The 23,448-nt window shown below is 59.5% G+C and carries 23 protein-coding genes and 2 pseudogenes; 10 read left to right on the top strand and 15 right to left on the bottom strand.

The window, feature by feature from the left end; translation table 11 throughout:
• Positions 1-72 precede the first annotated feature (72 nt).
• From M5B43_RS24500 to M5B43_RS24490, 3 genes are read left to right on the top strand one after another with little or no spacing between them, the layout of a single operon-like run.
• A complete protein-coding gene (locus M5B43_RS24500; protein ID WP_248752480.1) occupies positions 73-828 on the top strand; it encodes a 5-oxoprolinase subunit PxpA in 756 nt (251 codons plus the stop codon).
• A gap of 58 nt (positions 829-886) precedes the next feature.
• Positions 887-1,765: an allophanate hydrolase subunit 1 gene (locus tag M5B43_RS24495; RefSeq protein WP_248752479.1), complete on the top strand. Its 879-nt coding sequence runs from the start codon at positions 887-889 to the stop codon at positions 1,763-1,765.
• Positions 1,762-2,736, top strand: a complete 975-nt coding sequence (locus tag M5B43_RS24490; protein ID WP_248752478.1) for a biotin-dependent carboxyltransferase family protein — start codon at positions 1,762-1,764, stop codon at positions 2,734-2,736. The genes M5B43_RS24495 and M5B43_RS24490 overlap by 4 nt, the downstream gene beginning before the upstream one ends.
• A 692-nt stretch (positions 2,737-3,428) precedes the next feature.
• Here the strand turns inward: M5B43_RS24490 and M5B43_RS24485 are convergent.
• Together M5B43_RS24485 and M5B43_RS24480 are read right to left on the bottom strand one after the other, a co-directional pair.
• Positions 3,429-5,045: an inorganic phosphate transporter gene (locus tag M5B43_RS24485; protein WP_248752477.1), complete on the bottom strand. Its 1,617-nt coding sequence runs from the start codon at positions 5,043-5,045 to the stop codon at positions 3,429-3,431.
• 103 nt (positions 5,046-5,148) lie between these two features.
• Positions 5,149-6,171: a transporter gene (locus M5B43_RS24480; RefSeq protein WP_248752476.1), complete on the bottom strand. Its 1,023-nt coding sequence runs from the start codon at positions 6,169-6,171 to the stop codon at positions 5,149-5,151.
• A 263-nt stretch (positions 6,172-6,434) separates the two neighbouring features.
• Between M5B43_RS24480 and M5B43_RS24475 the strand changes: the two genes are divergently transcribed.
• The gene (locus M5B43_RS24475; protein WP_248752475.1) at positions 6,435-8,063 is read left to right on the top strand and encodes a methyl-accepting chemotaxis protein; all 1,629 of its coding nucleotides are present in this window, start codon (positions 6,435-6,437) and stop codon (positions 8,061-8,063) included.
• Between the two features lie 50 nt (positions 8,064-8,113).
• On the opposite strand, the gene M5B43_RS24470 is transcribed toward M5B43_RS24475, so the two are convergent.
• A complete protein-coding gene (locus M5B43_RS24470; protein WP_248752474.1) occupies positions 8,114-8,419 on the bottom strand; it encodes a PepSY domain-containing protein in 306 nt (101 codons plus the stop codon).
• A gap of 166 nt (positions 8,420-8,585) precedes the next feature.
• Positions 8,586-9,737 (bottom strand): glycerophosphodiester phosphodiesterase, encoded by a 1,152-nt coding sequence (locus M5B43_RS24465; protein WP_248752473.1) that lies wholly within the window; start codon positions 9,735-9,737, stop codon positions 8,586-8,588.
• Between the two features lie 233 nt (positions 9,738-9,970).
• On the opposite strand from M5B43_RS24465, the gene M5B43_RS24460 reads away from it, so the two are divergent.
• Positions 9,971-10,294: a DUF2025 family protein gene (locus M5B43_RS24460; RefSeq protein ID WP_248752472.1), complete on the top strand. Its 324-nt coding sequence runs from the start codon at positions 9,971-9,973 to the stop codon at positions 10,292-10,294.
• Here M5B43_RS24460 and M5B43_RS24455 read toward each other — a convergent pair.
• Positions 10,291-10,614, bottom strand: coding sequence for an antibiotic biosynthesis monooxygenase (locus M5B43_RS24455; protein ID WP_248752471.1), 324 nt, complete (start codon positions 10,612-10,614; stop codon positions 10,291-10,293). The genes M5B43_RS24460 and M5B43_RS24455 overlap by 4 nt on opposite strands.
• A complete protein-coding gene (locus M5B43_RS24450) occupies positions 10,611-11,318 on the bottom strand; it encodes a CTP synthase (protein WP_248752470.1) in 708 nt (235 codons plus the stop codon). Before M5B43_RS24450 ends, M5B43_RS24455 begins: the two co-directional genes overlap by 4 nt.
• A gap of 80 nt (positions 11,319-11,398) precedes the next feature.
• Here M5B43_RS24450 and M5B43_RS24445 point away from each other — a divergent pair, with 80 nt between their 5' ends.
• The gene (locus M5B43_RS24445; protein WP_248752515.1) at positions 11,399-12,283 is read left to right on the top strand and encodes a LysR family transcriptional regulator; all 885 of its coding nucleotides are present in this window, start codon (positions 11,399-11,401) and stop codon (positions 12,281-12,283) included.
• Here M5B43_RS24445 and M5B43_RS24440 read toward each other — a convergent pair.
• The 4 genes from M5B43_RS24440 to M5B43_RS24425 form a co-directional block, all read right to left on the bottom strand.
• Positions 12,280-12,798 (bottom strand): DUF1003 domain-containing protein, encoded by a 519-nt coding sequence (locus tag M5B43_RS24440; RefSeq protein WP_248752469.1) that lies wholly within the window; start codon positions 12,796-12,798, stop codon positions 12,280-12,282. The two genes, M5B43_RS24445 and M5B43_RS24440, sit on opposite strands and share 4 nt — an antisense overlap.
• A gap of 75 nt (positions 12,799-12,873) precedes the next feature.
• Positions 12,874-14,193, bottom strand: coding sequence for a PAS domain-containing methyl-accepting chemotaxis protein (locus M5B43_RS24435; protein WP_248752514.1), 1,320 nt, complete (start codon positions 14,191-14,193; stop codon positions 12,874-12,876).
• Between the two features lie 262 nt (positions 14,194-14,455).
• Positions 14,456-15,514: a diguanylate cyclase gene (locus M5B43_RS24430; RefSeq protein ID WP_248752468.1), complete on the bottom strand. Its 1,059-nt coding sequence runs from the start codon at positions 15,512-15,514 to the stop codon at positions 14,456-14,458.
• A gap of 192 nt (positions 15,515-15,706) precedes the next feature.
• Entirely contained in the window at positions 15,707-16,330 is a 624-nt protein-coding gene (locus tag M5B43_RS24425) for a TetR/AcrR family transcriptional regulator (protein WP_248752467.1), read from the bottom strand.
• 123 nt (positions 16,331-16,453) lie between these two features.
• Between M5B43_RS24425 and M5B43_RS24420 the strand changes: the two genes are divergently transcribed.
• The 4 genes from M5B43_RS24420 (at position 16,454) to M5B43_RS24405 (ending at position 20,702) form a co-directional block, all read left to right on the top strand.
• Positions 16,454-17,512: an MBL fold metallo-hydrolase gene (locus M5B43_RS24420; RefSeq protein WP_248752466.1), complete on the top strand. Its 1,059-nt coding sequence runs from the start codon at positions 16,454-16,456 to the stop codon at positions 17,510-17,512.
• A gap of 173 nt (positions 17,513-17,685) precedes the next feature.
• Positions 17,686-18,366, top strand: a complete 681-nt coding sequence (locus M5B43_RS24415) for a hypothetical protein (protein WP_248752465.1) — start codon at positions 17,686-17,688, stop codon at positions 18,364-18,366.
• Positions 18,367-18,475: 109 nt separating this feature from the next.
• Entirely contained in the window at positions 18,476-20,014 is a 1,539-nt protein-coding gene (locus M5B43_RS24410; RefSeq protein ID WP_248752464.1) for an amidase family protein, read from the top strand.
• Between the two features lie 127 nt (positions 20,015-20,141).
• Positions 20,142-20,702 (top strand): AAA family ATPase, encoded by a 561-nt coding sequence (locus M5B43_RS24405; protein WP_248752463.1) that lies wholly within the window; start codon positions 20,142-20,144, stop codon positions 20,700-20,702.
• Here the strand turns inward: M5B43_RS24405 and M5B43_RS24400 are convergent.
• The 5 genes and pseudogenes from M5B43_RS24400 to M5B43_RS24380 all read right to left on the bottom strand — a co-directional run.
• Positions 20,632-21,012, bottom strand: a complete 381-nt coding sequence (locus tag M5B43_RS24400; protein ID WP_248752462.1) for a helix-turn-helix transcriptional regulator — start codon at positions 21,010-21,012, stop codon at positions 20,632-20,634. The genes M5B43_RS24405 and M5B43_RS24400 overlap by 71 nt on opposite strands.
• Positions 21,013-21,117: 105 nt before the next feature.
• Positions 21,118-22,068: a hypothetical protein gene (locus M5B43_RS24395; RefSeq protein WP_248752461.1), complete on the bottom strand. Its 951-nt coding sequence runs from the start codon at positions 22,066-22,068 to the stop codon at positions 21,118-21,120.
• A 54-nt stretch (positions 22,069-22,122) separates the two neighbouring features.
• A pseudogene (locus M5B43_RS24390) lies at positions 22,123-22,377 on the bottom strand (MFS transporter); the annotation flags it as partial.
• Between the two features lie 120 nt (positions 22,378-22,497).
• A complete protein-coding gene (locus M5B43_RS24385) occupies positions 22,498-23,154 on the bottom strand; it encodes an HAD-IB family hydrolase (protein WP_248752460.1) in 657 nt (218 codons plus the stop codon).
• Between the two features lie 59 nt (positions 23,155-23,213).
• Positions 23,214-23,375, bottom strand: a pseudogene (locus tag M5B43_RS24380) (HNH endonuclease); the annotation flags it as partial.
• Positions 23,376-23,448 lie beyond the last annotated feature (73 nt).

The following is a 23,448-nucleotide window of genomic DNA, read 5'->3' as shown; positions in this document are numbered from 1 at the left end:
TGATAATAGATCTTCCCAAGGGGTCAACCCCCGGCCTACTTTCCTGGCATCACCTTTGGCGGAGCGACCTTGATGCAGGCAGTGGATTTCAATTCGGACATGGGCGAGGGGTTTGGCCCCTGGACCATCGGCGACGGCGTTGACGCGCAACTGATGGCCTATATCAGCTCGGCTAATATCGCCACCGGCTTTCACGCCGGCGACCCCGGCACCATGCGTCGCACCGTCGAGCGCGCCAAGCAGCTGGGCGTGGGCATCGGCGCCCATCCGGGCTTTCGTGACCTGGTGGGCTTCGGTCGCCGGCATATCAATGCGCCGGCCCAGGAACTGGTGGACGACATCCTCTATCAGCTCGGCGCCCTGCGTGAAATCGCCCGTGCCCAAGGCGTGCCTCTGCAACACATCAAACCCCATGGCGCGCTGTATATGCACCTGGCCCGCGACGAAGAAGCGGCGCGACTATTGGTGCAAAACCTGCAAATCATCGAACCGACGCTTTTGCTGTACTGCATGCCCAACTCGGTGATCTGGCGCGTTGCCAAGGCACTGGGGCAGCCGGTGGTGCGTGAGTTCTACGCCGACCGTGAATACGATCTGACCGGCTCCATCGTATTTACTCGCACTGTGCGTGCGCTGGATCCTGCGATGGTTGCAGCCCGTGTCTTACGTGCTTGTCAGACGGGGCGGGTACGCACCGTCGAAGGTGAAGACCTGTTGATCGAATTCGATTCCATCTGCCTGCACAGCGACACTCCCGGCGCCCTGGAACTGGTGCAAGCCACCCGTGAAGCCCTGGACCAGGCGGGTATCGAAGTCAGAACCCCCTAATAAGATCCTCACATCACTGTTTGCCTGCCTTTCTACAATGACTCCAAGAGGAACAGACATGGCTGAAACGTCCCCCATCCGCTACAGCTTCGGCGGTGATGAACACCTGTTTGCCGAAGTCAGCGACAGCATGTCCCTGGAGGCCTTTTTCAAAGGCATGGCCGTGACCCGCGCCGTGGAGCGCCTGGCGCTGGAAGGCGTGCTGGATGTGTGCCTGGCCAATGCATCGTTCCAGATTCGCTTCGACCCCGACCGCATCGCGCCCCACGTGCTGCTCGACGCCGTGCAAAGCGCCGAAGCCCAGGCCGTGGCCGAGCGCACCTTACACACGCGCATCATCGAAATCCCGGTGCTCTACAACGACCCCTGGACCCATGAAACCCTGATGCGCTTTCGTGACCGCCATCAAGACCCCAGCGCTACGGATCTGGAATACGCCGCGCGCATCAATGGCCTGGCCGACGTGGACGCGTTTATTGCCGCCCACAGTGGCGCGCCGTGGTTTGTGTCGATGGTCGGCTTTGTCGCAGGCTTGCCCTTCATGTTCCAGATGGTCGAGCGCGAGCGGCAGTTGCAGGTGCCCAAGTACCTGCGCCCGCGCACCGACACGCCGAAACTGACCCTGGGCCATGGCGGCTGCTTTGGTTGCATCTACTCGGTACGCGGCGCGGGTGGTTACCAGATGTTCGGCGTCACCCCGGCACCGATCTACGATCCGGCGCAGCCGTTGGCGTACCTCAAGGAACACATGGTGTTTTTCCGGCCTGGCGACATCGTGCAGTTCAAGCCGATCGACCGTGAAGCGTACGACCGGGCCGTTGCCGAGGTGGACGCAGGCCGTTTCGACTTGCGCATCCGCCCAGTGGAATTTTCCCTCGACGCTTTTCTCGCCGACCCCATCGGTTATCCGAAAACCCTGCAAGAGGCGCTGGCATGATCAAGGTACTCAAACCCGGGCTTGCGACCTCTGTGCAGGACCTGGGCCGTGAAGGCTATTACCACTTGGGCATTCCGCCGTCGGGTGCGTTGGACCAATACGCGCTGAGTGCGGCCAACCATCTGGTAGGCAATCCTGTGGGCGCGGCGGGCTTGGAATGCACGCTGATCGGGCCTGAATTGGAGTTCCGCCAGGACGCGCTGGTGGCATTGAGCGGTGCCTTGATGTCGCCGCGCCTGGACGGTGAAGTGGTGCACCAGGACACCGCTTTTCAGGCGAGGGCCGGGCAGGTGTTGCGCTTCGAGTTTCCCAAGGCCGGCGCGCGTACGTACCTCGCCGTCGCGGGCGGCATCGATGTGCCGTTGGTGCTTGGCAGCCGTTCCACTTACAGCCTGGGGGCGTTGGGTGGTTTTCAGGGGCGGCGCTTGCAGGAAGGCGATGAGTTGCCTATCGGCAAGGCCCGCGTTTCGGGGCGTGTGGGCAATAGTTTGCCGATGGTGTTGCGCCGGTCGGTGGGCGGCGACGTGACATTGCGCGTGGTGCCGGGGCTGTATTACGAGCGCCTGGCGGAGGCGGCCAAGCACAGCTTTTTTGCTGAACCGTGGACGGTAGGCTCCGAGGCAGACCGCATTGGCTATCGCTTCAAGGGCGGCAGCGCGTTGAGCTTTCAACCACGGGAGCAGCCGTTTGGTGCCGGGTCTGATCCGTCGAATATCGTCGACAGTTGCTACCCCATCGGCTCGATCCAGGTACCGGCGGGGCTGGAGCCGATCGTGTTGCATCGGGATGCGGTGTCGGGTGGTGGGTACGCGATGATTGGCACGGTGATCAGTGCCGACCTGGATTTGATCGGGCAGATGCAGCCTAACCAGCGTGCAGGGTTTGTGGCGGTGACTCTGGAAGAGGCGTTGGAGGCGCGACGGGTGTACAAGAAACGCCTGAAGGCAATGGCCGGACTCTTCACTCACTGACACACAGCAGATCAACGTGTGGGAGGGGGCTTGCTCCCGATCGCGGTGGATCAGTCAGCTTATCCTCAGCTGTCCCACTGAAATCGGGAGCAAGCCCCCTCCCACATTTTCACTGTGGAGTGTCAGGGCGATTGGGTGAACAACCAGTACAAGTCAGCACCTTCACTCAATGATACACAGCAGATCCAAGTGTGGGAGGGAGCAAGCCCCCTTCCACATTTTTACTGTGGTGTGTCAGGGCTATTGGGTGAACAGCCAGTACAAGTCAGCACCTTCACTCACTGATACACAGCAGATCCAAGTGTGGGAGGGAGCAAGCCCCCTTCCACATTTTTACTGTGGAGTGTCAGGGCGATTGGGTGAACAACCAGTACAAGTCAGCACCTTCACTCACTGACACACAGCAGATCAACGTGTGGGAGGGGGCTTGCTCCCGATCGCGGTGGGTCAGTCAGCTTATCCTCAGCTGTCCCACTGCAATCGGGAGCAAACCCCCTTCCACATTTTTACTATGGAGTGTCAGGGCGATTGGGTGAACAACCAGTACAAGTCAGCACCTTCACTCACTGACACACAGCAGATCAAAGTGTGGGAGGGGGCTTGCTCCCGATCGCGGTGGGTCAGTCAGCTTATCCTCAGCTGTCCCACTGAAATCGGGAGCAAACCCCCTCCCATATTTTTACCGTGTTGTGTCAGAAGAGTTGGGTGAATAGCCAGTAAAGGCTACCTGACAGCACAATCGCTGCCGGCAATGTCAGCACCCACGCCATCAGCAAGTTGCGGATGGTCTTCATCTGCAAGCCACCGCCGTTGGCCACCATGGTCCCCGCCACACCCGAGGACAACACATGGGTGGTCGAGACCGGCAACCCAAACATATCCGCAGCGCCGATGGTCAACATCGCGACTGTCTCGGCCGAAGCGCCTTGGGCGTAAGTCAGGTGGGTCTTGCCGATTTTCTCACCCACCGTCACCACGATGCGCTTCCAGCCGACCATGGTCCCGAGCCCAAGGGCGATGGCCACGGCGATCTTCACCCACAGCGGAATAAAGCGCGTGGAGTTGTCGATTTGTTGCTTGAACAGCTGCAGCTTGCCTTGGGTGTCGGCGTCGAAATTGCCGACCTTGCCTTTGTCCATCAGGCGAATGGTTTCGCTGGTCAGGTACATGTCGTTACGCACGTTGCCGACAGCTTCAGCCGGTACGGCAGCGAGGGAGCCATAGCCTTTTACTTCTTCGCCGATATGACCGGTGAGGGCGGCGAGTGCCGGCACCAGTTCCGGCGTCGCTTCCTTGGTACGTACATAGGTCGACAATGCGGCGCGTGAGTCAGCCGGTGCCGGCTGCGGAGCAGATTTCACCAATGCCGCTTGGGTGACTTCCGCCACCGCTGCAAATTGCAGCGACTGGTCAGCGGGCATGGTGCGGTTCAGTGCATAAGCCATCGGTAGGGTGCCGACCAGGATCAGCATGATCAGGCCCATGCCTTTTTGCCCATCGTTGGAGCCGTGGGCGAACGATACGCCGGTGCACGTGATGATCAGCATGCCGCGAATCCACCACGGTGGCGGGGCGTCGCCTTTCGGCGCCTTGTACAGCGCGCGGTTTTTCACGAAGGCACGCAGGGCCAGCAACAGCAGGGCGGCAAACGCGAAGCCGATCAGTGGCGACAGCAGCAGTGCATAGCCGATCTTGATCGCCTGGCTCCAATCCACGCCGCTGGTGCCGTCACGCCCGTGCATCAACGCATTGGCCACACCGACGCCGATGATCGATCCGATGAGCGTGTGGGACGAGGAGGCCGGCAGCCCCAGCCACCACGTGCCAAGGTTCCACAGGATCGCGGCGATCAGCAAGGCGAAAATCATCGCGAAGCCGGCCGAGGAGCCAACCTGTAAAATCAGCTCGACCGGCAGCAGGGCAATGATGCCGAACGCCACCGCGCCGCTGGAAAGCAGCACGCCGAGGAAGTTGAAAAAGCCCGACCACACCACCGCAAATTGCGGCGGTAGCGAGTTGGTGTAGATCACTGTCGCCACCGCATTGGCGGTGTCGTGGAAGCCGTTGACGAACTCGAACCCCAGGGCGATCAACAATGCCACGCCCAGCAGCAGGAACGGCGTCCAGGTGGTGACCACCGTGCCCAGCTCGTGCATGTCGTGCATCAGGCTGTAGGCGGTGAACAACAGGCCCATGGCGAGCACGGCGAAGAAAACGATCACCGTCACCAGGCCGGGTTTTTTGTCCAGCCTGGGTTTGGGGGCTGCGTGTGAGGCGGTCGTGGAGGCAGTCAGGGAAGGGGTGGCCATGCCGGAGCATCCAGTGTTGGGAAGGATGTCATTGATGATCATTGCAGAATGTTACAGAGATGCTGCGATACATCAGTGTTTAGTTGATTGGGTGTGCCACTGGTCAGTAATCCTTACGTTTTCTGAACGCCCATCGCCCGGCAATCAATGTAAACGTCGCCACCAATGCCACCAGAATCCAGAACCCCTCCGGGTCAGTGGAAAGCGGCACGCCGCCCACGTTCATGCCGAAAAAACCGGCGATGATGTTGATCGGCAGCGCCAGTACCGTCACCACCGTGAGGGTGAACAGGGTGCGGTTGCTTTGTTCGTTGAGGTTCGCGGCGATTTCTTCTTGCAGCAGTTTGATGCGCTCGCCCAAGGCGGTCAGGTCGTTGATGATCAGCGCAAACTCCTCGGTGGATTTGCGCAACTCCTTCACGTCTTCTTTTTGCAGCCACTGCGGTGGGCGATTGAGCAGGCGCAACAACGAGCCAGGCTCCAGCGCCAGCAGGCGCTGCAGGCGTACCAGGACGCGGCGCGCGGCACCCAGTTCCGCACGGTTGGTGGACAGGCGCGAGGACAGTAACTGGTCTTCGATATGGTCGACGCTGAGGCTGGTCTTGCGCACGATCTGCGTCAGCACTTCGCCTTGATCGCGCAGCAAATGCACCAGTAGCTCCAAGGGCGAGCGAAACTGTTCACCGGCCTTCACCGACGAACGTAATTTATCCACCGAGTGCAACGGTTGCAGGCGCGCGCTGACCAGCAAGCGGCTGCGCGCGCAGACCCACAACGTGGAGATATCCGACGAAACCATGCTGCTGAAGTTGAACACCACATCGTTGACCACCGCCAGCAGGGCTGAGTCGACGTGTTCAATGCGCGTGGAGCGTGAACCTTCGTGCAGGGCTTCGAAAAACTCGTCCGGCAGCTGCAAATGCGCCTGCATCCAGCGCTCGCAGGCGGCGTGGGCCAGGTTCAGGTGCAGCCATAAAAACTCTTCCGGGTCGGCGGGTTGTTGCAGGGCCTTGAGTGCGGTGGCTGAATCAATCTGCACACCTTTTTCGCCCGGGCGAAAACGAAAACCGTAAAGCAGGCCAAACAGGTCGGGGTCCTGGTGGCCGTGGTCGATGCTGTGGTTCATGGAGGCTCGCAGAGAAAGCGCCTGTAGGACGTTTCACAGGTTCGCGTGGGCGAATCATTGCAAGGTAATTTGACAATTTTGTGACGGCTTGAGGTTTGTTTCGAGGCGGTGACACTTTATTGACCGCTGGTCAGTAATCCTCTCAAGAAGCGTCTAGCCCAGCCGATTCAAGGGGTCAAGAACCGCTTGGATGAGCGGTGCCTTTGATGACAGGGAAGTTATGGCGTGCTTGCACCCTTTCCCCTGTTTCGAGGCTTTCCCCGATGAACTTTTTGCGAACCTCCTTGAGAGCACAAATCTTGTCGCTGCTCGGTGGCAGCCTGCTGGCGATGTTGTTGATCGCCCTGGCGTGTTTCAACTTTCTTTCTAACGGGGTACAGAGTTACCGCAGTTTGATCGAGGGGCCGCTGCTCACCTCGCAGTTGATCGATGAGGCCAACCTGCAGTTCAAGGTGCAAGTGCAGGAATGGAAAAACGTCCTGTTGCGCGGCAAACAGCCCCAGGACATGGAGAAATACTGGGGCCAGTTCCAGGACCGCCAACGCGATGTCCAAGGCATCCTGGCTCGTTTGGTGAGCCAAACCCGCGACGATGCGAGCCTGAACGGACGCATTGAGGCCCTGCGTCAGGAGCACCAGCAATTGGGCGTTGCCTACGAGAAAGGACGCGCGGCCTACCTGGCCGCCGGTGCCGACCCCACTGCGGGCGATAACGCGGTCAAAGGGGTAGACCGTGCCGCCAGCGAACAGATGAGTGCCCTGGTCAGCGACCTGCGTGAACAAGGTACCAAACAGTCCCAGGCGATCAGCGCGTATGCCGAGCGTACGGTGATGGTGGGGTTGGCCATCATGTTGCTGTCCGGTGGGGTGATCGGTCTGTTCAGTTTGTGGTTGATCAACCGTAACCTGATCTTGCCGATTCGTGGCTTGATCGACTACGTGACTCAACTGAGCCATGGCCGTTTTGCCGAGCGCGTGGCCAGCCGCCGTCAGGATGAATTGGGCCATCTGGCGGCCGCCGCGAATACCTTGCGTGACTTCCTCGCCGAAACCTTCAATCGCTTGCAGCGCAGCGCCACCGACCTGGTAAGCGCCAGCGGCGAGTTGAATTCGATCGCCGGGCAGATGGCGACCGGCACCCACGAGCAATTCAACCGCACCGACCAGGTGGCCACGGCCATGACCGAAATGTCCGCCACCGCCCAAGAGGTCGCACGCCATGCCGCCAGCGCCTCACGTGCTGCCGATGAGGCCGACCAATCGGCGCGCGAAGGCGGTGAGGTGATGCAAAGGACCATCGCTACCATCGGGCAGATGCGCAATGAAATCCTCAACACTGGCAGCATCATTCGCCGCCTGGAAACCGACAGCGTACGTATCGGTAAAGTCCTGGAAGTGATTCGCGGGATCGCCGAGCAAACCAATTTGCTGGCGCTGAATGCGGCCATCGAGGCGGCGCGGGCAGGCGAAGCGGGCCGTGGGTTTGCAGTGGTGGCCGATGAGGTCCGCAGCCTGGCGCAACGCACGGCGGCGTCGATCATCGAGATCAACCAGATTATCCAGGCGGTGCAAACCGGTGCCGTGGATGCGGCCGAGGCGATTGTTAGCGGGCAGTCGTGCAGCGATGACAGCGTGGAAAAAGTCAGCCAGGCCGGGGCCATGCTGGCTCACATCACCCAGGCGGTGGAGGCGATCCGCGACATGAACCGTCAGATCGCCACGGCGGCTGAAGAACAAACGTCGGTGGCTGAGGACATCTCGCGCAACATCACGCAGATCACCACCGTGGCCACCGCCAACCTCGACAATGTTCAGCGTACCGAGGCGGCGAGCCACAACCTGCGCGGGTTGTCGACTGAGCTCAATGAGGTGACGGCGCGTCTGGGCGCTTGAGCCAGGCATAAAAAAACGCCACGTAGAGTGGCGTTTTTTTTCAGGTCGACTCAAGCGTCTTGCTTGTCTTCCAACACGGCACCGGTCTTGGCATCGAGTTTCACTTCAAACTTCTTGCCGGCGGTATCGGTCAGGTCGACCTCGTACACCAGCACACCGTTTTTGTGGTCCAGCTCGGTGTCGGTAATCGTGGCGCCCGCGTGTTTGGCGAGTGCAGCGGCGTTGAGTTGCTCGAATGGCTTCACGGCGCCGGATTTGAGCAGGCCCTCGATATGGTCCGGGCGAACATCCGCCTGAGCCAGGCCGGTGGTCAGGGTCAGGGCAGTGGCGGCAAACAAAGCGGTCAACGTTTTCATGGTGTTTCCTTTTGGCTGAGCTGTTTAAGTGGGATCAGGTTAGTCCGCGCAACTTAATCCACCCTTAATTAGTTCAAGCCGTTGCGCCGTCTGCTCAATCTGATCGCCGAGGATCAGGCCGTAGTCACTCCCCGACACCGAGGTGGCCTGACCATTGGGGCTTCACTCAGTAGCCATTGTCCTTCAGCAGATCCTGCACGCTTGATGACGGCCAGCGCTTATAGAACTTGAGCAGTTCAGCGGCGCGGTTGGTGAAGATGCCATCGACGCCGGCCTTCATCACTTTTTCGAAGTCCACCGGCTCATCGACGGTGTACACGTGCACCAACAGGCCCTTGTCGTGGGTCAGTTGGTTCATTTCAGGCTTCACCAAGTCGGTGTAGCTCTGGTCGCCGTGGTTGGTCAGCTCGGCCGAGGGGCCCGTGCCGATGGCGCCCAGGCTCTTGGCCTCGTCGACCCATTTCTCGAACTCGGCAGCGTCCTTCGGCTCTTGCTTGGCGTAGTAGGCGGCTTTGGTCGGTTCGCCGGACTCTGCGAACGTCTGCGTGGATTTGGGCTCGATGCTGCCTGGGCCAACCCACAACAGCAGGATTTTCGGGGTGTTGGGCATTTCTTTTTGCAGCTCTTTCAAGCTGTCTTTTTCAAATGTCTGCAGTACGACACGGCCTTTGTCCTGGCCCACACCGGTGTTGCTTTTGCCCAGTTTGGAGCCGGCCGAACTCAACCAGCCTTTATCCAGCAACTTGTTCTTCAGGTCGGCTTCGATACCCGGGAACTGCTTGGGCTCCTTGGTCTCGATGTACAGGCCGGGTTTGTGCTGCGGGTTGCCTTCGGCGATCTTGATGATTTCGTCCAGGCTCTGGATTCTCAGGCCGACGAATGCGGGGCGGGCGCGATCCGGGTAGGCGGCGTTGAACCAGCTGCCGGCGTCCAGGGTGCGCAGTTCGGCCCAGGTGAATTCGTTGGCCGGGCTGTCCTTGCGCTCGGGAAACTTGGTGGCCACGTCGGTGGTGCGCTGCAGATTGTTGTCGTGCAGGGCGAACAGTACGCCGTCTTTACTGCGCTGCAGGTCCATTTCCAGGTAGTCGGCACCCAGGTCGCGGGCGAGCTTGTAGGCCGCTGCGGTGGATTCGGGAGCGTCGTAGGAAGCGCCACGGTGAGCAATGACGGCCGGGTATGGGATGCCTTCGTTTGTTGCCAATTCAGCCGGGCTGATCGGGTCGGCAGCCTGTGCAGGGCCAAAGCCGAGCATCAGCGCCAGCAGCAAGGTGCTCCCTATAGTGGCTGGCACCGGGCCGTTGGTAAACGTGACAGGCATATGCGAAGTCCTTTCGTGTAGGTAACTTTGAGAAGGCGTCCTTTTTAACAATTGATTGCGAAAGGCGCCATCACCAAACCGACATTAACGTGTGCACGGGCCAATTTTTTGGGTTTTTTTGCGGGGCGTTGCAGTATTCTTGGTCGAAGCTGCCCCATTAGAGGGCAGTATTTTTCTGCCATGCGTGTAAACCATCTTTCCAGTCCCTGTGGGACTTTTCAGTGAGGTTTACCATGCGCATCACTTCCGAGCTCATCTGCCAGGCGGCCGACCAACTCCATGGTTTCGTCGGCCTCAACCGCAAGACTGGCCAGTACATCGTGCGTTTCAGCGAAGATGCCTTTGGCATGGACGTAGCCGATGACGGCATCATCCCCACCGCTGAGTTTGTCTGGCTACCCGCAGCCGATCACACCATGACCTTGTCCCGTGAACGCATCCAGTTACTGCTGGATCAGAACATTGACGACCGCATCAACATCACCGAGCCACTGCGGGTGTATATGCGTCGCGTGGAGATCCCGCAGATCAGTGCGTTACGCAGTCTGGTGAGTTAATTCGCATCAAAACCGTAGGCCCGCTCCACCCTGCACACGCGCGTATGAAACGCGCTGTACCAGGTGGAGCGCCCTTGTTCACGTACGGCCCGATGTTCGACCTGCTGTTTCCACGCCAGAATCGCGGCTTCGCTGTCCCAATAGGACACGGTAATCCCCAGGCCATCCTCGCGCGCCGATTCCACGCCGAGAAAGCCCGGTTGTTCGTGCGCCAGTTCCAGCATGCGGGTGGCGGCCTGGCCATAACCTTGGTCGCCGTCGGTGCGCAATGAGCTGAAAATCACGGCGTAGTAGGGTGGGGCGGGGGTCTTGGCGATCATACCGATGCCTCCTGGCAGGCGTTGAGTAACGCCAGCGCCAACGCGGGTGTGGTGCCCTGGAGTGCGGCGCGTTCGGGTTGGAACAACGTGGCGACGAAGAACGGGTGATCAAGCAATTCCACCGCACGCAGATCACCCGCCGAGTCGTGGCCGCTGGGGATCAGGTCGCCCTCAAGCAGCGCATTGGCAAACTCGGGGTTGATGCCGTAGCGGCAGTGATAGCCCTCGTGGACATCCAGCGTGCCGTAGGCTTGGGCAATACGCGTGTAGGGCACCAGGCGCACGGTGTCGGTGGCTTCTACCAGGCTGCACGTCAGCGGTGTGATCACGGCACGTTTGGCGTCTGGGGCCAGCTCGCCATGCTCGGCATCGGACCAACCGAGCACGTTGCGGGCATATTCCAGCACCGCGTGCTGAAAACCACCGCAGGTACCCAGGAAAGGGCGCCGCTGCTCACGGGCAAAGCGTATCGCCCGCAGTGCGCCGTCGGTGTCGCGATAGGGGCTGGCGGGCACACACCAAAAGCCGTCGAAGGCGTGCAAATGGTCGGTGGTGGTGAGTGTATCGGTGTCGAGCCATTGGACGTGAACGCTCAGGTCAAGGGCCTCGGCCGCCTGCCGCAGGGCCACAGCGATAGCCTGGTGCGCAGTAACATCAGGGTCGTAATCGCCGATCAGGGCGAGGTGCAGGTGGGTGGTTTTCATCGTGTGCATCCCATGGCTTGTGGTGTCCTGATGCGCACTATAGATTGGCGTTCGTGCAATCAATATTGGCGTTTACCCATATGCTCAATGCAGCTACGCACTATCAGATCGACTACCCCGACCTGTCGTTGATCCTCGCCTTGGTGCGCGGCGGCACCTTGGCGCGGGCAGCGGCGTTGTTGCGGGTGGATGTCTCCACCGTATTCCGTGCGGTACGGCGGCTGGAGGCTGCCCTGGGCCAGACCCTGTTTGAAAAATGCCGCAGCGGTTATTTGCCCACCAGCCTGGCGAGCAATCTGGCGCAGCAGGCCGAGTGTGCCGAACAGGCCCTGGAGGCCGCACGCATTGGTGTGGAGCAAGGCGGTGAAGTGATCAGCGGCACGGTGCGCCTGACCTGCACCGACTCGGTGTTACAAGGCTTGCTGCTGCCTGCGCTGGCGCAGTTCATGCCCGGGTACCCAGCGTTGAGCCTGGAACTGAGCACCTCCAATGATTTCGCCAACCTCAGTCGCCGCGACGCGGATATTGCCCTACGCCTGACCAAGACGCCGCCGGAACACCTTGTCGGACGTTGCCTGGGGACGGTGGCGTATCAAGTATGCGCCAGTGCCGGGTATGCCCGTCAGCACGAAGGCCGCGCGTTGGCCGACCTGGCCTGGATCGCACCGGATGACTTCTTGCCCGATCATCCCACCGTCGTCTGGCGCCGTGAGCAGTTGCCAGGCGTGCGTCCCAGTTATCGCTGCAACAGCATGCTGTCGGTGACCGAACTGGTGCGCGCGGGGTTGGGGGTTGCGGCGTTGCCGGATTTTCTAATCGGGGAGGGGTTGCAGCCACTGAGCCCCGCATTGGCGGGACGTGACACGGCGCTGTGGTTATTGACGCGCTCCGATTGCCGGGCGCTGCGTTCGGTGGTGGCGTTGTTTGATGAGTTGGGCAGCCACGTAAGGTGGCCGCGGCGTTAGGTTTTTCGCATAAACTGCTCATGCATTTCGCACGTCAGGGTTTCAATACGCTCGGTCAATTGCTTGGTCATTTCCGTCAGCCGGGTGTTTTGCTCCAACAGCTCCAGCATTTGTTTGTTGGTCTGCGCGGCCTGGGCCTGGCGTTCGGTGTTGGCGATGGCGATGGCTTCGCGGTGCTGTGCATCGGCGTCGGACTGGGCCTTGTCGCGAGCGGCCTGGCGTGTCTGGGCCAGCAGGATCAGGGGCGCGGCGTAGGCCGATTGCAGGCTGAAGGCCAGGTTGAGCAGGATGAACGGGTAGACGTCGAAGTGGGTGATGCCGGTGACGTTCAACACCACCCACAACACCACGATTGCCGTCTGCGCGCCGAGGAAGGTCGGTGTACCAAAGAAGCGCGCGAAGGCTTCGGCCTTGAGGGCAAAGGTGTCATTGCCAAAGGTTGGTGCCAGGTGGGCGTGGCCTCGGTGGAAACGCAGGTGATCGACGGGGGCGGCTTCTGGTTTGTCTGGGGTCATGGAGGGCTCGAGTGTTGAATGCAAAGACAATCAACACTATAGACCGAGCCTCCTGTCAGGCGCATGAAGAACCGGTCAGTTGTTGCCTCGTTCATTGGCAAACGCACTGACCGCCTGTACCGCCTCGCCCGTACCTTCGCGAATGTGCAGGATCACCGTGCCCGCCTGATTGGCCAGTTCGACACCTTGGGCGGCGCGGTCGCGGGTGGCGTCCATGCTGTCGATGGCTTGTCGCGTTTCCTCTTGGATCATGGCGATCATGTCGGAAATCTCGGCGGTGGAACCGCTGGTGCGCGCCGCCAATTGCCGCACTTCATCGGCGACCACGGCAAAGCCACGACCTTGCTCGCCGGCTCGTGCCGCTTCGATGGCGGCGTTGAGGGCCAGCAGGTTGGTCTGGTCGGCGATACCGCGAATCGTGTTGACGATGGCGGTGATCTGCTGCGAGCGGTCACCCAGCTTGGCGATCAGTTGCGAAGAAGCATCGATGTCGGCGGCAATTTCGCGCATGCCGCTGGCCGTTTGCTGGATCACCTGGGCACCTTTTTCAGCAATGTCCCGGGTATGCAGGGAGATGTGATACGCCTGGGTGGCGCTTGCGGCGTCGGCGGCATGTTGTTGCACCCTGGCGGTGATATCAGAGGCGAACTTCACCACCTTGCACAGGCGTCCGCCCGCATCGTACACCGGGTTGTAGTTGGCTTCGAGCCATACCGTTTGGCCATTCTTGTCGATACGCTCGAACTGGCCGCTGAACATCTCGCCCTGGTTCAAGCGTTTCCAGAACTCACTGTAGGTCGAGCTGCTGGCCAGCTCCGGCTTGCAGAACAGACGATGATGCTTGCCCTGGATCTGCGCGAGGCTGTAGCCCATGCGCTGCAGGAAGTTCGCATTGGCGCTGATGATGGTGCCATCGAGGTTGAACTCGATCATCGCCATGGCCCGGTCGATGGCTTGCAGCTTGGCGTTGGCCTCACTTTCGGCCTGCAGGCGCGGGGTGACGTCCATGGCGTACTTCACCACTTTGATCACACGGCCCGCGTCATCACGTACCGGGTTGTAGCTGGCCTCCAGCCACACCGATTGACCGTTGCCGCCCACTCGTTCAAAAGTGCCCGACTGGAACTGGCCATTGCGTAATTGCGTCCACAGTTGGTTGTACTCGGCGCTGCGGGCGAAGGCCGGTGTGCAGAACATCCGGTGAGGCTGGCCCACAACCTGTTCGGCACGGTAGCCCATGGTCTTGAAGAAGTTGTCATTGGCCCGTAGCACAGTGCCTTGCAGGTCGAATTCGATGACGGCCATGGAGCGCTCGATGGCGTCCAGCAGGCTGGCTTGTTGGGCATTGGTGTGTTGCAGGGTATTGATGGCTTTTTTGTGGGCGTTAAATAGCATGTTGGAGGGCTCGGGCACGCAAGTGTATGAGGTATCCATGTAAATGCGCCTGACCCCGTAGGGCCCACGGCCTCACGGTTGACTTGCTCATTGCCAGCTTCCTGGTGCTGACAGAGGGGGGGAACAACGGTTTCAGAGTCACTCGCCTGCCCATAAGTTCGTCCCGTGGGGAGAACCATTTTTGGCGAGGTGACCAATGGCGGCATTATGCTATTGCTGCTAGGTGTCGGGAGTAGATTCAGACGAGGTGTTGTAGGACAACTCAGGCGGAACGGGCGACTCTGCAGTCGCTGGCATGCACCCGGTTGCGGCCTGTGTTCTTGGCGACGTACAGCGCACGGTCCGCGGCGTTGAGCCACATGACGGCATCGCTGAAGGAGGGGTGGAAGTCCGCCAGGCCGATACTCAGGCTCACGCGCAGCCCGGGAACCTGCGGGTTGTGATAGTTGCTGAAGGTTTCGCGTAGGTGTTCCATGACCTGCGCCGCTTCCTCCAGGCGCATTTGCGGAAGAATCACACAGAACTCATCGCCTCCGTAACGGCCGGCCAAGTCGTTTTCCCTCAGGTGCTGACGTAACTCTCGGCTCACATGCTGCAGTACCGCATCACCGATGATATGGCCGTGGGTGTCATTGATCTGCTTGAAGTGGTCGATATCGATCAAGGCGATGGTGGCTTGGCCTTGTTGTTGCTGGCATTTATGGAACTTGAGGTTCAGCAGGTCTTTCCACGAACCATGGTTGAGCAGGCCGGTGAGGCTGTCGATGCGACTCAAGGCACTGAGGGCACGTTTATGTTCTGACAGTTTGATCGCCAACTGGTAGCAGACCATGCCGATGGCCATCGGATAGAGCGTCAGCATCGGCAAGGACGTATAGACCTCGGTGAGGCTGACGTTGGGGTTGAACTCAATACCGAACAGCCCCCAGGCCACACCGGTACCGGCGGCTTGTGCCAATAGCCCGCGCAGGAACAGGCGTTTGCCGCCGGCCGCGACGTTGTTCATGGCCATCATCGACAGAATGGTGACCGCCGTCAGTGGCGTGAACTGGGTGGCCGCCGCCCAGAAACCGCCCAGCAACGAGTCATACAGCATGTTGCGTTGTTCGGCTTGGTAGGGAAAAAGCGAGCGGGTCGAGATCAGGTATGCCGCATGGGGCCAGACATAGCCATTGAACAACAAGAGTGCCCAGACCCAACCGGGCATCGACAAGGGATACAGAGCGCCAGTGACGCTGATGCAACCGATACCCAGGCCGATGATCCTTGGCTTGTAGATACGCCTGGCAAATGAAAGCCCTTTGCCTCGTCTGTTTTCCATAGTGTCCTGGTTCAGCTCTTTTTTGCAGATACAACAGCGCGCGTCAGCGGGTAAAACCGTTGATCGGATAATAGATGTGAATATTGTCGATTATTCGCGTGGGAATAATCAGTGTCCTTCCAGGCCATTTGTGCAGAACAGCGTATGGATACGCCAAAAGCGACCCGGAATGTCGCTTGTGCAACCGGTTTACTAAGGGTGGGGCGTGCGGACTTCATAGCCGGCGAGGAACAGATCGATCGCCGATTCGATAACCCCGGCCTGGGCGGCGGCGTCGAGAGTGGGTTGGCCCAGGGTGATTTGCGGCCAGAACGCAAAGGCTTTGAGCAGGCTCTGGATCTGGTGGGCTGCGAAAGCCGGGTCGGTGCAACGGAGGCGACCATCTTCCTGGGCCGCGCGTACCCACAGGGTAAAGCCTTCTTCGCGCTTGCTCAGGCGGTTGACCATGTCTTGCGCGCGCTCCGGCGAATGGATGGTGGCAGCAATCGCCACGCGGGCCAGGTCAAGGAAATTGGCGTCCGACATCATCTGCATCTTCGCCTCCAGCAACCCGCGCAGTTGGTCGCGTAGCGGGCGGTCGGGAGCGTAGCTCACGTCCAGTTGGGCGACACTGCTGGCCCACAATTGGTGGAGGATTTCTGCGAACAGCTCTTCCTTGCTGGGAAAGTGGTTGTACACCGTGCGCTTGGAAACGCCGGCGGTGGCGGCGATTTTGTCCATGCTGGTGACCTCGAACCCGTTAGCCCGAAATTCGGCGATGGCGGCGGCCACGATGGCTTCGCGTTTACGGTCGGTGAGGCGCTGAGGGGCAGTCATGGGAGGGCATTGGGCTCAAAGATGAAATTACACTCGGCAGTTTACTTGCTCAGGGTTTTGTTGCAATCTAGAAACTACACTGTGCAGTGTAGTTCATGAGCGGACCGTAGGAGTCACTCTGTAATGGCCACGATTTCATCCCATCTTGACCCAACGCCGGCGACGCCAAAACCTGCCGAACAAGACCCAGGGCTCTTCAGCAACGACGCGCCGGTGCCGCGTGGCGGCTTTGGCAAAACGTTACGAATTTTCTGGAACATGCTGTTCAACAAGCCGCGCACCACACGGCCTGTGGGGAACATCCCGGTACATCCGCTGACCCGTGAGCAGTTGCTGGCCGCGCCGGATCACAGCGTGTTCCGACTGGGGCATTCGACCGTGCTGCTGAAAATGCGTGGCAAATTCTGGGTCACTGACCCGGTGTTTGCCGAGCGTGCTTCACCCTTCAGTTGGGCTGGCCCCAAGCGTTTCCATCAGCCACCCATCAGCCTGGAAGAATTGCCTGCGTTGGAAGCGGTGATTCTTTCCCACAATCATTACGACCATCTCGACCGCAAGGCCGTGGTCCAGTTGGCCGACAAGACGCGCCACTTCCTTGCGCCCCTGGGCGTAGGCGACACGCTGGTCAAATGGGGGGTGGACGCCAGCAAAGTACGGCAGTTGGATTGGTGGCAGGGTACCGAGGTCGATGGCATTCGGTTTGTCGCTACGCCCGCGCAGCATTTTTCCGGGCGCGGTCTGTTTGATAGCAACCAGACCCTGTGGTGTTCCTGGGTGATGATCGACGATGCGCGGCGGATTTTCTTCAGCGGCGACACTGGCTATTTCGACGGTTTCAAACGCATTGGCGAGCAATACGGGCCGTTCGACCTGACGCTGATGGAAACCGGAGCCTACAACGTCGACTGGCCCCACGTGCACATGCAGCCGGAGCAAACGCTACAGGCGCATATCGATCTCAAGGGCCGCTGGCTGCTGCCGATTCACAACGGCACTTTCGACCTGGCGTTTCACGCTTGGCATGAACCGTTCGACCGCATCATGGCCCTGGCCTGGGAGCGCAACGTATCGATTACCACCCCGGCGATGGGGCAGGCGTTTCGCCTGAACCAGCCCGAACGCGGGCATGCCTGGTGGTTGGATGTAGAGGCTCAGCGTGTGAAGGAGCACGCAGTGGGCTGAAACAAGGGCGTCTGGAAAAAGGAGTTTTCAGGATGTTTCGGCCCTGCGACAAACGTAAGATGAGAGTGCGATGATCCCCGGAAATTTATTTTCGAGGGCCTGCTTTGATGGACGACAAATGTAAGAAGTATTGGCAAGCTGGTCTGCCTTGTCGCCCAGGGCAGCTATCGCCCATGCCTGTGGATGCCGTCGACACGGGCGCTTGCACGACCCCTTCGAAAACCGATGGCGCTGGCCATGGTTCGATCGTCTTCGGTACCGAGCACCTTGAGCACGTTGCGCTCATACCCGGCTACAACGCGCTGGCCCCGATGATAAGGCCTGTACGAGACCCTGCTTTATCCCTCATCGCCATGAGTGGGGTCGACCCCACCGGGCCGGTGATGGTGGAGGTCCCTCTGGTGCTGAATAACACCACCTTTTCCGCCTCCATGTTGCTGGCGGGGTGGCGTATCGGCTACGCCGGCCAGTATGTACGCGGTGATCATATCGAGCCCGTCGAACACCGCGCAGAGATGCACACCGTCTTCGATATCCTGCGCCAGGCCGGTGCGCGATTGGTCGAGGTGGACGCGCAACGGGGAGATGACACCTTTCAATTCAACCTTCAAACCCACAATGAAATCGATGAGCTTGTGACGGGCCACCGTCTCGATGCCTTGGTGTCCGACGGCCTGAGTACCGCGTTTCATCGCGCATGCAGCAGTGGCTACCCGAGTGTCTGCGAAACGCTGGAGGATGGGACCCGGTTTTGGTTTTATGGCGCGCGCTGGGCGGGCGATCGCCTGACTGTTCTGTTGCGAACTTACCGTCAGCTCATCCCAGCATTGGTTCCTACGTCAGGAGCGGAATGATCATACCGTGGAGCGGGATTCCCCTTAATAGAGCTGCGTGAACAGCTGCTTAGACTGGTGTCGGGTTATCGGCCGATAGCTCTCACATTCAGTCACGTTAGGGGGCTTTATGATTGGATCAAGTTTGACCGGTGGGTTGGCAACAGGGCTGTTCCAGGCACTTTCTAATCCTGCGCAAGGCTTCAAGAGTGCTTGCCAAATGTCAGAGGAAATGGCCAAGCAAGGGGTCACCTCCGAGTCGCTCGTGAAGAACTCATTCAGGCAAATTGCCAATATTGATCGTGGACTACAGGGCGGCAACGCGTTTGTTGAAACTAACCCCGATGCCCTGACGGAGGCAAAGGCCCGCGATCAGGAACGTTTCAAAGGCCACGTGCGTGGCTACTTGCACGGCGTGCCGATAGCGCTGAAAGATGTATTCGAAACCAAGGACCGCATGCAGACAAGTGCAGGCTCCAGAGCCTTGGTGGGGGCGCCCGCGACAAAAAATGCCAGGGTCGTGGACAACCTGCTGAAGGCCGGGGTAGTGATTGTGGGTAAAACCAACATGAGTGAACTGTCCAACTTCCGCTCTGAATCACCGGCGGATGGGTGGAGTTCCCGAGGTGGCCAGACGCTGAACCCACACCGCCTGGGAGGGCCGGTGGCGGGGTCGAGTTCCGGTTCTGCCGTGGCGGTTGCCCAGGGGCATGTGCCTTTGGCGTTAGGGTTGGAGACCAACGGATCGGTCATCGCTCCAGCCGCCTGCAACGGCGTTTTCGGCCTGAAAACCACGGTGGGGCTGCTCAGTACCGAAGGCATCATGACCAGTTCACGTCTGGATGCGGTGGGCACTTTCACGCGTACTGTCTGCGATGCGGCAGAAGCGCTTAATGCAATGACCGAGACCACTGCCTACACCGCTGGCCTGCGCTCCGATGCCTTGAAAGGTAAGCGAATTGGCTACACGCCGGTGCCTGAGTTGTCCGCGGAAGAGGCCAGGGACCCCGCGAAGCGGGCGGACAGTAAGCACTACAAGGATGCGCTTGAGGTGTTGAAGTCCCAAGGTGCGATCCTGGTGCCGGTGGGGCGCCTGGACGATGGTGTTGCTGACGAGAGCTTCCAGACTTACAACGACGCATTGTTCTCAGAGGTGAAGCAAAAGCTGGAAGATTACCTGGCTGGGCGGGAAGGTTTACCAGTCAAATCGCTTTCGGAGCTGATTGCTTTCAATAAACGTCACCATAAGCCCGGTGAGCCTGATCAGAAATTATTGGAGCTGATCAACAGCCTGGAGACAACACAGGATCAGCGCGATCAGTTGTGGGAGACCATCATCCCCATTTTCCAGAAAACCATCGATGACCCGATCAAGGCGCACAAGCTCGACGCCATGGTGTCGAATTTCCACTCATACAACTATTTTTTCAGCGCAGCAGCAGGTTACCCAGGCATATCGGTACCGTCTGGAATGGACGATGAAGGTATGCCGACGGCACTTTACTTTCACGGTTCGGGCAACAGCGAGGCCACATTACTGTCGGTTGCCTATGGTTATGAACAAGCGACGCAGGCGATCAGAGAACCAGCATTCCTGGCTGGAGCGCCCTACACGCCGGCACCCGTAAATGCCGATGAAGCGGTTGAGGGGCCAGCAGCCAGCACCTGAGTGTTGCTCAACCTCTGCTGACGACGCACAGCAGAGGTTGCTCAAGCCGTCGCACAGGGGGCGCTGGACAGTGCAATTGCAGGCCCGACGCCGTTACGGATGACACGCAATGCTATGGGCGCAAGCCATGGACAACTACAGAATCCACATTCTCGGCGCTGCCGGTGCCGGCACCACCACCTTGGGCAAGGCTATGGCCGAACGCCTGGGCGTTGCCTATTTCGACTCGGATTTCTATTACTGGCAGCAAACACCAGACCCTTTCACCGTCGCCCGGCCTCGGGATGAACGCATCCGTTTGCTGCAAGAGCACACCGCCGGTCATGAGGGCTGGGTGCTATCCGGCTCACTCTGTGGCTGGGGCGACGGCGTGATCCCGCAGTTCACCCATGTGGTGTTCCTGCGCCTGGACCCTGAAGTACGCCTGCACCGCTTGCGCCAGCGGGAAGTGCAACGCTATGGCGAGCAGGTCCTGGAGGGCGGCAACCGGTATCAAAACAGTCTCGCCTTCCTGGCTTGGGCCGCACGTTACGATGACGGCAACCACAGCCTACGTAGCTTGCGGCGGCATGAAAGCTGGTTGAAACCGCTGAGTTGCCCGGTGATCCGGCTGGACTCTACGCACCATTCGGTTGAGGGGTTGGTGAGTCAATTGATGTCGTTGTTGAGCCCATCAGGCGCGAGATGATGCCGTGTGCCGCAGGCCCGGCCGGTGCAGGCTCAAACCGGCGCGCGCTCATGCCCCACCCCGGTGCAAAGCCCGGGAAAAACACCAACCCTTGCGCCTCGAGGCGAAACGCCAGGCTCAGGCAGACGTCATCGTCCACCTCGCCGTGGTTCTCGAATTGTTGAATGGCCTCCACCGCCACGCCAGCCTGGCGGGACAGGTCTTCACGGCTCCAGCCCAGCATCGCGCGGGCCTGCACGCTGTGCTTGGCGGTGAATTGGTGCAGGACGATCTGTTGATCTACGAAAGAGCTCATTGCCAGAGAGGACATGGGGGTTCTCCAGGTTCGACGGGGGAGGGCAAACTATACTGTGTTTTTGTACAGTTGTTTGTACCGCTCATCAACTGGATTTTTTTCGACCGCCTTTCAGCTCGATTACTCGGCCCCTGGTAGCTCCCGAATAATCAGGTGATCCAGGTTTTCAATATTCGCGCTGAACACCCCGAATGTCTGCTCGGGATTCTTTTGGCTGGGCACCTGTTTGAGCTGCGGCGTAACCCCATAGAAGAAGCAATACAACGCCCGCTCACTGCTGGCCGCCGTCTTTATCTGTTCCAGGAACGCCGTGCGCTTGCGGTAGTTCTCGATCAGTTTTTTGCTCAGGTAGACGTTGACCGAATAGGGCTTTTTGTCGAGCCACACCTTCTTTTCGAAGTCGATGCGAAAGCTGCTGGTGTAGTCCTTGATGGCTTTGATCTTGCCCCAGTAGATCAACCCCTTGTTGTCTTGCAGGTATTCGATCTTCTTGAAAAACGTCCAGTAGGTTGCGGTATGTTCGCCGATCTTCAAGGGCATGGCCTTGAGCTTGTCCTTGTCGTCGATATTTGACACGTAGCATTCCACCGGGTGGGCGAACACGCTGGTTCTGTCCGGGGTGGTGTCGTTGTTGCTGCTGTGGGACGTAGGCGAACGGCTTGAAGGCGCTTTTGTCGGTTCTTGTGGGGCACTGCCCTCGGTGCCGACGACGGGGGTTTTACGTTCGTACTGACGGCGCGTCAGCACAAATTCGGAGGGGAAATTTTCCTCGCGCTCGTCGTCATGTTCGCCCGCAGCGGTCTTGTGGGTGCTGGCATAGCGGCAGCCGTCGATATGCCGGGTGCCGGTTTTGTTCTTGAAGTGCGGTGTGCGCAGGTAGTTGACGTTCTTGGCGTTGAAGGTACTCAGCGCATTGTCCGTATCAAACGCAGCGCGGCAGGCATCATTGGGGCAAAAGAAGGTGTCTTTATCGGAATCGAAATCGGTGGTTTCGTCGAAATTCAGGTCTCGTACATCGTAGATCGACAGCTTGTCATCGAGACTCAGGCTGTAGGCCGTGTCGAATTTCATGGGGCTCGGGTCCTTGAGAAGTTTGGCTATTAATAGCCGGATCCTACGTAAATATCAGCAAGAACCTGCAACGCATCGCCCGCTCAAGAAGCACAGCGTCCCGCCAATGGCCTTCAGTGCGCCCAAGGTATAGAACATGCTCACGGGGGCTGCGTTGATCAGCAAATACCCACAAATCACCGGGCTCATTGCCCCACCGAATGCCGCCAGGTTCTGCGCCCCGTAATAGCTGCCGCGCAGGACGTCAGGGGCGATGGTGTCGATCAACAGGAACTCCGAGGGGTAGATGATCAGGTCAGCAACAGAAAACCGGTGGCGCTTGAGCGCATGGCCAGGATCAGCAGCTTGCGCTTTTCCAGGCGGTCGATGAGGTAGCCGCCATACACGATGGGATCGACTCGGCCCATCTGCCAACCCCATCTACCTGCATCACCGCTGCAACTTGCGCTGCTTCTTCTTCGAATGAAAATGCCGAAAATGCGCATCCTGCGCCGCCGCCAACAGCTCCCGATCCCCACGCGTATCGCCCCAGGCCCGCAGCCGATACTCGCCCAAATCCCCATACACCGCCTCAAGCCGCAGCACCTTGTTCTCACAGCGGCAATTGTTGCCCGTGAGCTTACCGGTCAACACCCCGTCAACCACCTCAAGCTCAGTGCCGATCAACTTGATCCCCAGCCGATTCGCAAACGGCTGCAACACCAACGCCGGCGACGCCGAACACAAGGTCACCACCGCCCCGGACTTCACCTCATCCGCTACCGACTGCAAACCACTTGGGCGCATCAACTTGCTCCAAGTGCGCTGGCAATACGCCTCAGCCTGCTGCTGCACCCACGCCTTCTCCACCCCGGTCATAAAGGTGCGGATCAACTGCGCCTTCAACTCATCCCGGCTGATCTGCCGTACCAAAAAACGCAGCCCGGGCACCGCCAGCTTGGCCATCCGGCCATAAAACTCACCAGGGCCAAAGGCAAACCTGAGGAAGGGCACGAAACTGTCGTGGTGGGTGAGGGTGCCGTCGAAGTCAAAGACGGAAAGTACTTTGGCGTCTACGGGGCCGGCTTCGAGCATGTCTGGGTTCACGGGGTGGCCTCGGTCCTATCTGGTATTTTTGAGCGTGCATCAGGTGTGACATCAGGCGTTTACTCCCGTGCCAATCTTCCGACCTTGGCGTAAAGCCCCTCGGTGAAAGCATCCCGGTCACTCGACCGGTGACAACGCTGATCGCAATTGGGGCACAAGGCTACAGCATTGGTGATGCGATCCGAACCTTTCTGGGCGAGGTGCTTAATGTGATGTGCTTCAAAAAGTGGCAATGCATCGTGCATAAAAAAGCCCTGAACAAGTCAGGGCTTCATGGTGTTGCTTGGCTCAGGA

The organism is Pseudomonas sp. MWU15-20650, from assembly GCF_023242475.1.
Lineage (GTDB): Bacteria > Pseudomonadota > Gammaproteobacteria > Pseudomonadales > Pseudomonadaceae > Aquipseudomonas.
The sequence above is the reverse complement of the archived record's forward strand: the minus strand, read 5'-3'. Positions and strand labels throughout refer to the sequence as shown.

Coding starts and splice junctions, on each gene's coding strand:
- M5B43_RS24500 (WP_248752480.1), top strand. CDS start 73: ATGCAGGCAGTGGATTTCAATTCGGACATGGGCGAGGGGTTTGGCCCC.
- M5B43_RS24495 (WP_248752479.1), top strand. CDS start 887: ATGGCTGAAACGTCCCCCATCCGCTACAGCTTCGGCGGTGATGAACAC.
- M5B43_RS24490 (WP_248752478.1), top strand. CDS start 1,762: ATGATCAAGGTACTCAAACCCGGGCTTGCGACCTCTGTGCAGGACCTG.
- M5B43_RS24485 (WP_248752477.1), bottom strand. CDS start 5,045: ATGGCCACCCCTTCCCTGACTGCCTCCACGACCGCCTCACACGCAGCC.
- M5B43_RS24480 (WP_248752476.1), bottom strand. CDS start 6,171: ATGAACCACAGCATCGACCACGGCCACCAGGACCCCGACCTGTTTGGC.
- M5B43_RS24475 (WP_248752475.1), top strand. CDS start 6,435: ATGAACTTTTTGCGAACCTCCTTGAGAGCACAAATCTTGTCGCTGCTC.
- M5B43_RS24470 (WP_248752474.1), bottom strand. CDS start 8,419: ATGAAAACGTTGACCGCTTTGTTTGCCGCCACTGCCCTGACCCTGACC.
- M5B43_RS24465 (WP_248752473.1), bottom strand. CDS start 9,737: ATGCCTGTCACGTTTACCAACGGCCCGGTGCCAGCCACTATAGGGAGC.
- M5B43_RS24460 (WP_248752472.1), top strand. CDS start 9,971: ATGCGCATCACTTCCGAGCTCATCTGCCAGGCGGCCGACCAACTCCAT.
- M5B43_RS24455 (WP_248752471.1), bottom strand. CDS start 10,614: ATGATCGCCAAGACCCCCGCCCCACCCTACTACGCCGTGATTTTCAGC.
- M5B43_RS24450 (WP_248752470.1), bottom strand. CDS start 11,318: ATGAAAACCACCCACCTGCACCTCGCCCTGATCGGCGATTACGACCCT.
- M5B43_RS24445 (WP_248752515.1), top strand. CDS start 11,399: ATGCTCAATGCAGCTACGCACTATCAGATCGACTACCCCGACCTGTCG.
- M5B43_RS24440 (WP_248752469.1), bottom strand. CDS start 12,798: ATGACCCCAGACAAACCAGAAGCCGCCCCCGTCGATCACCTGCGTTTC.
- M5B43_RS24435 (WP_248752514.1), bottom strand. CDS start 14,193: ATGCTATTTAACGCCCACAAAAAAGCCATCAATACCCTGCAACACACC.
- M5B43_RS24430 (WP_248752468.1), bottom strand. CDS start 15,514: ATGGAAAACAGACGAGGCAAAGGGCTTTCATTTGCCAGGCGTATCTAC.
- M5B43_RS24425 (WP_248752467.1), bottom strand. CDS start 16,330: ATGACTGCCCCTCAGCGCCTCACCGACCGTAAACGCGAAGCCATCGTG.
- M5B43_RS24420 (WP_248752466.1), top strand. CDS start 16,454: ATGGCCACGATTTCATCCCATCTTGACCCAACGCCGGCGACGCCAAAA.
- M5B43_RS24415 (WP_248752465.1), top strand. CDS start 17,686: ATGCCTGTGGATGCCGTCGACACGGGCGCTTGCACGACCCCTTCGAAA.
- M5B43_RS24410 (WP_248752464.1), top strand. CDS start 18,476: ATGATTGGATCAAGTTTGACCGGTGGGTTGGCAACAGGGCTGTTCCAG.
- M5B43_RS24405 (WP_248752463.1), top strand. CDS start 20,142: ATGGACAACTACAGAATCCACATTCTCGGCGCTGCCGGTGCCGGCACC.
- M5B43_RS24400 (WP_248752462.1), bottom strand. CDS start 21,012: ATGTCCTCTCTGGCAATGAGCTCTTTCGTAGATCAACAGATCGTCCTG.
- M5B43_RS24395 (WP_248752461.1), bottom strand. CDS start 22,068: ATGAAATTCGACACGGCCTACAGCCTGAGTCTCGATGACAAGCTGTCG.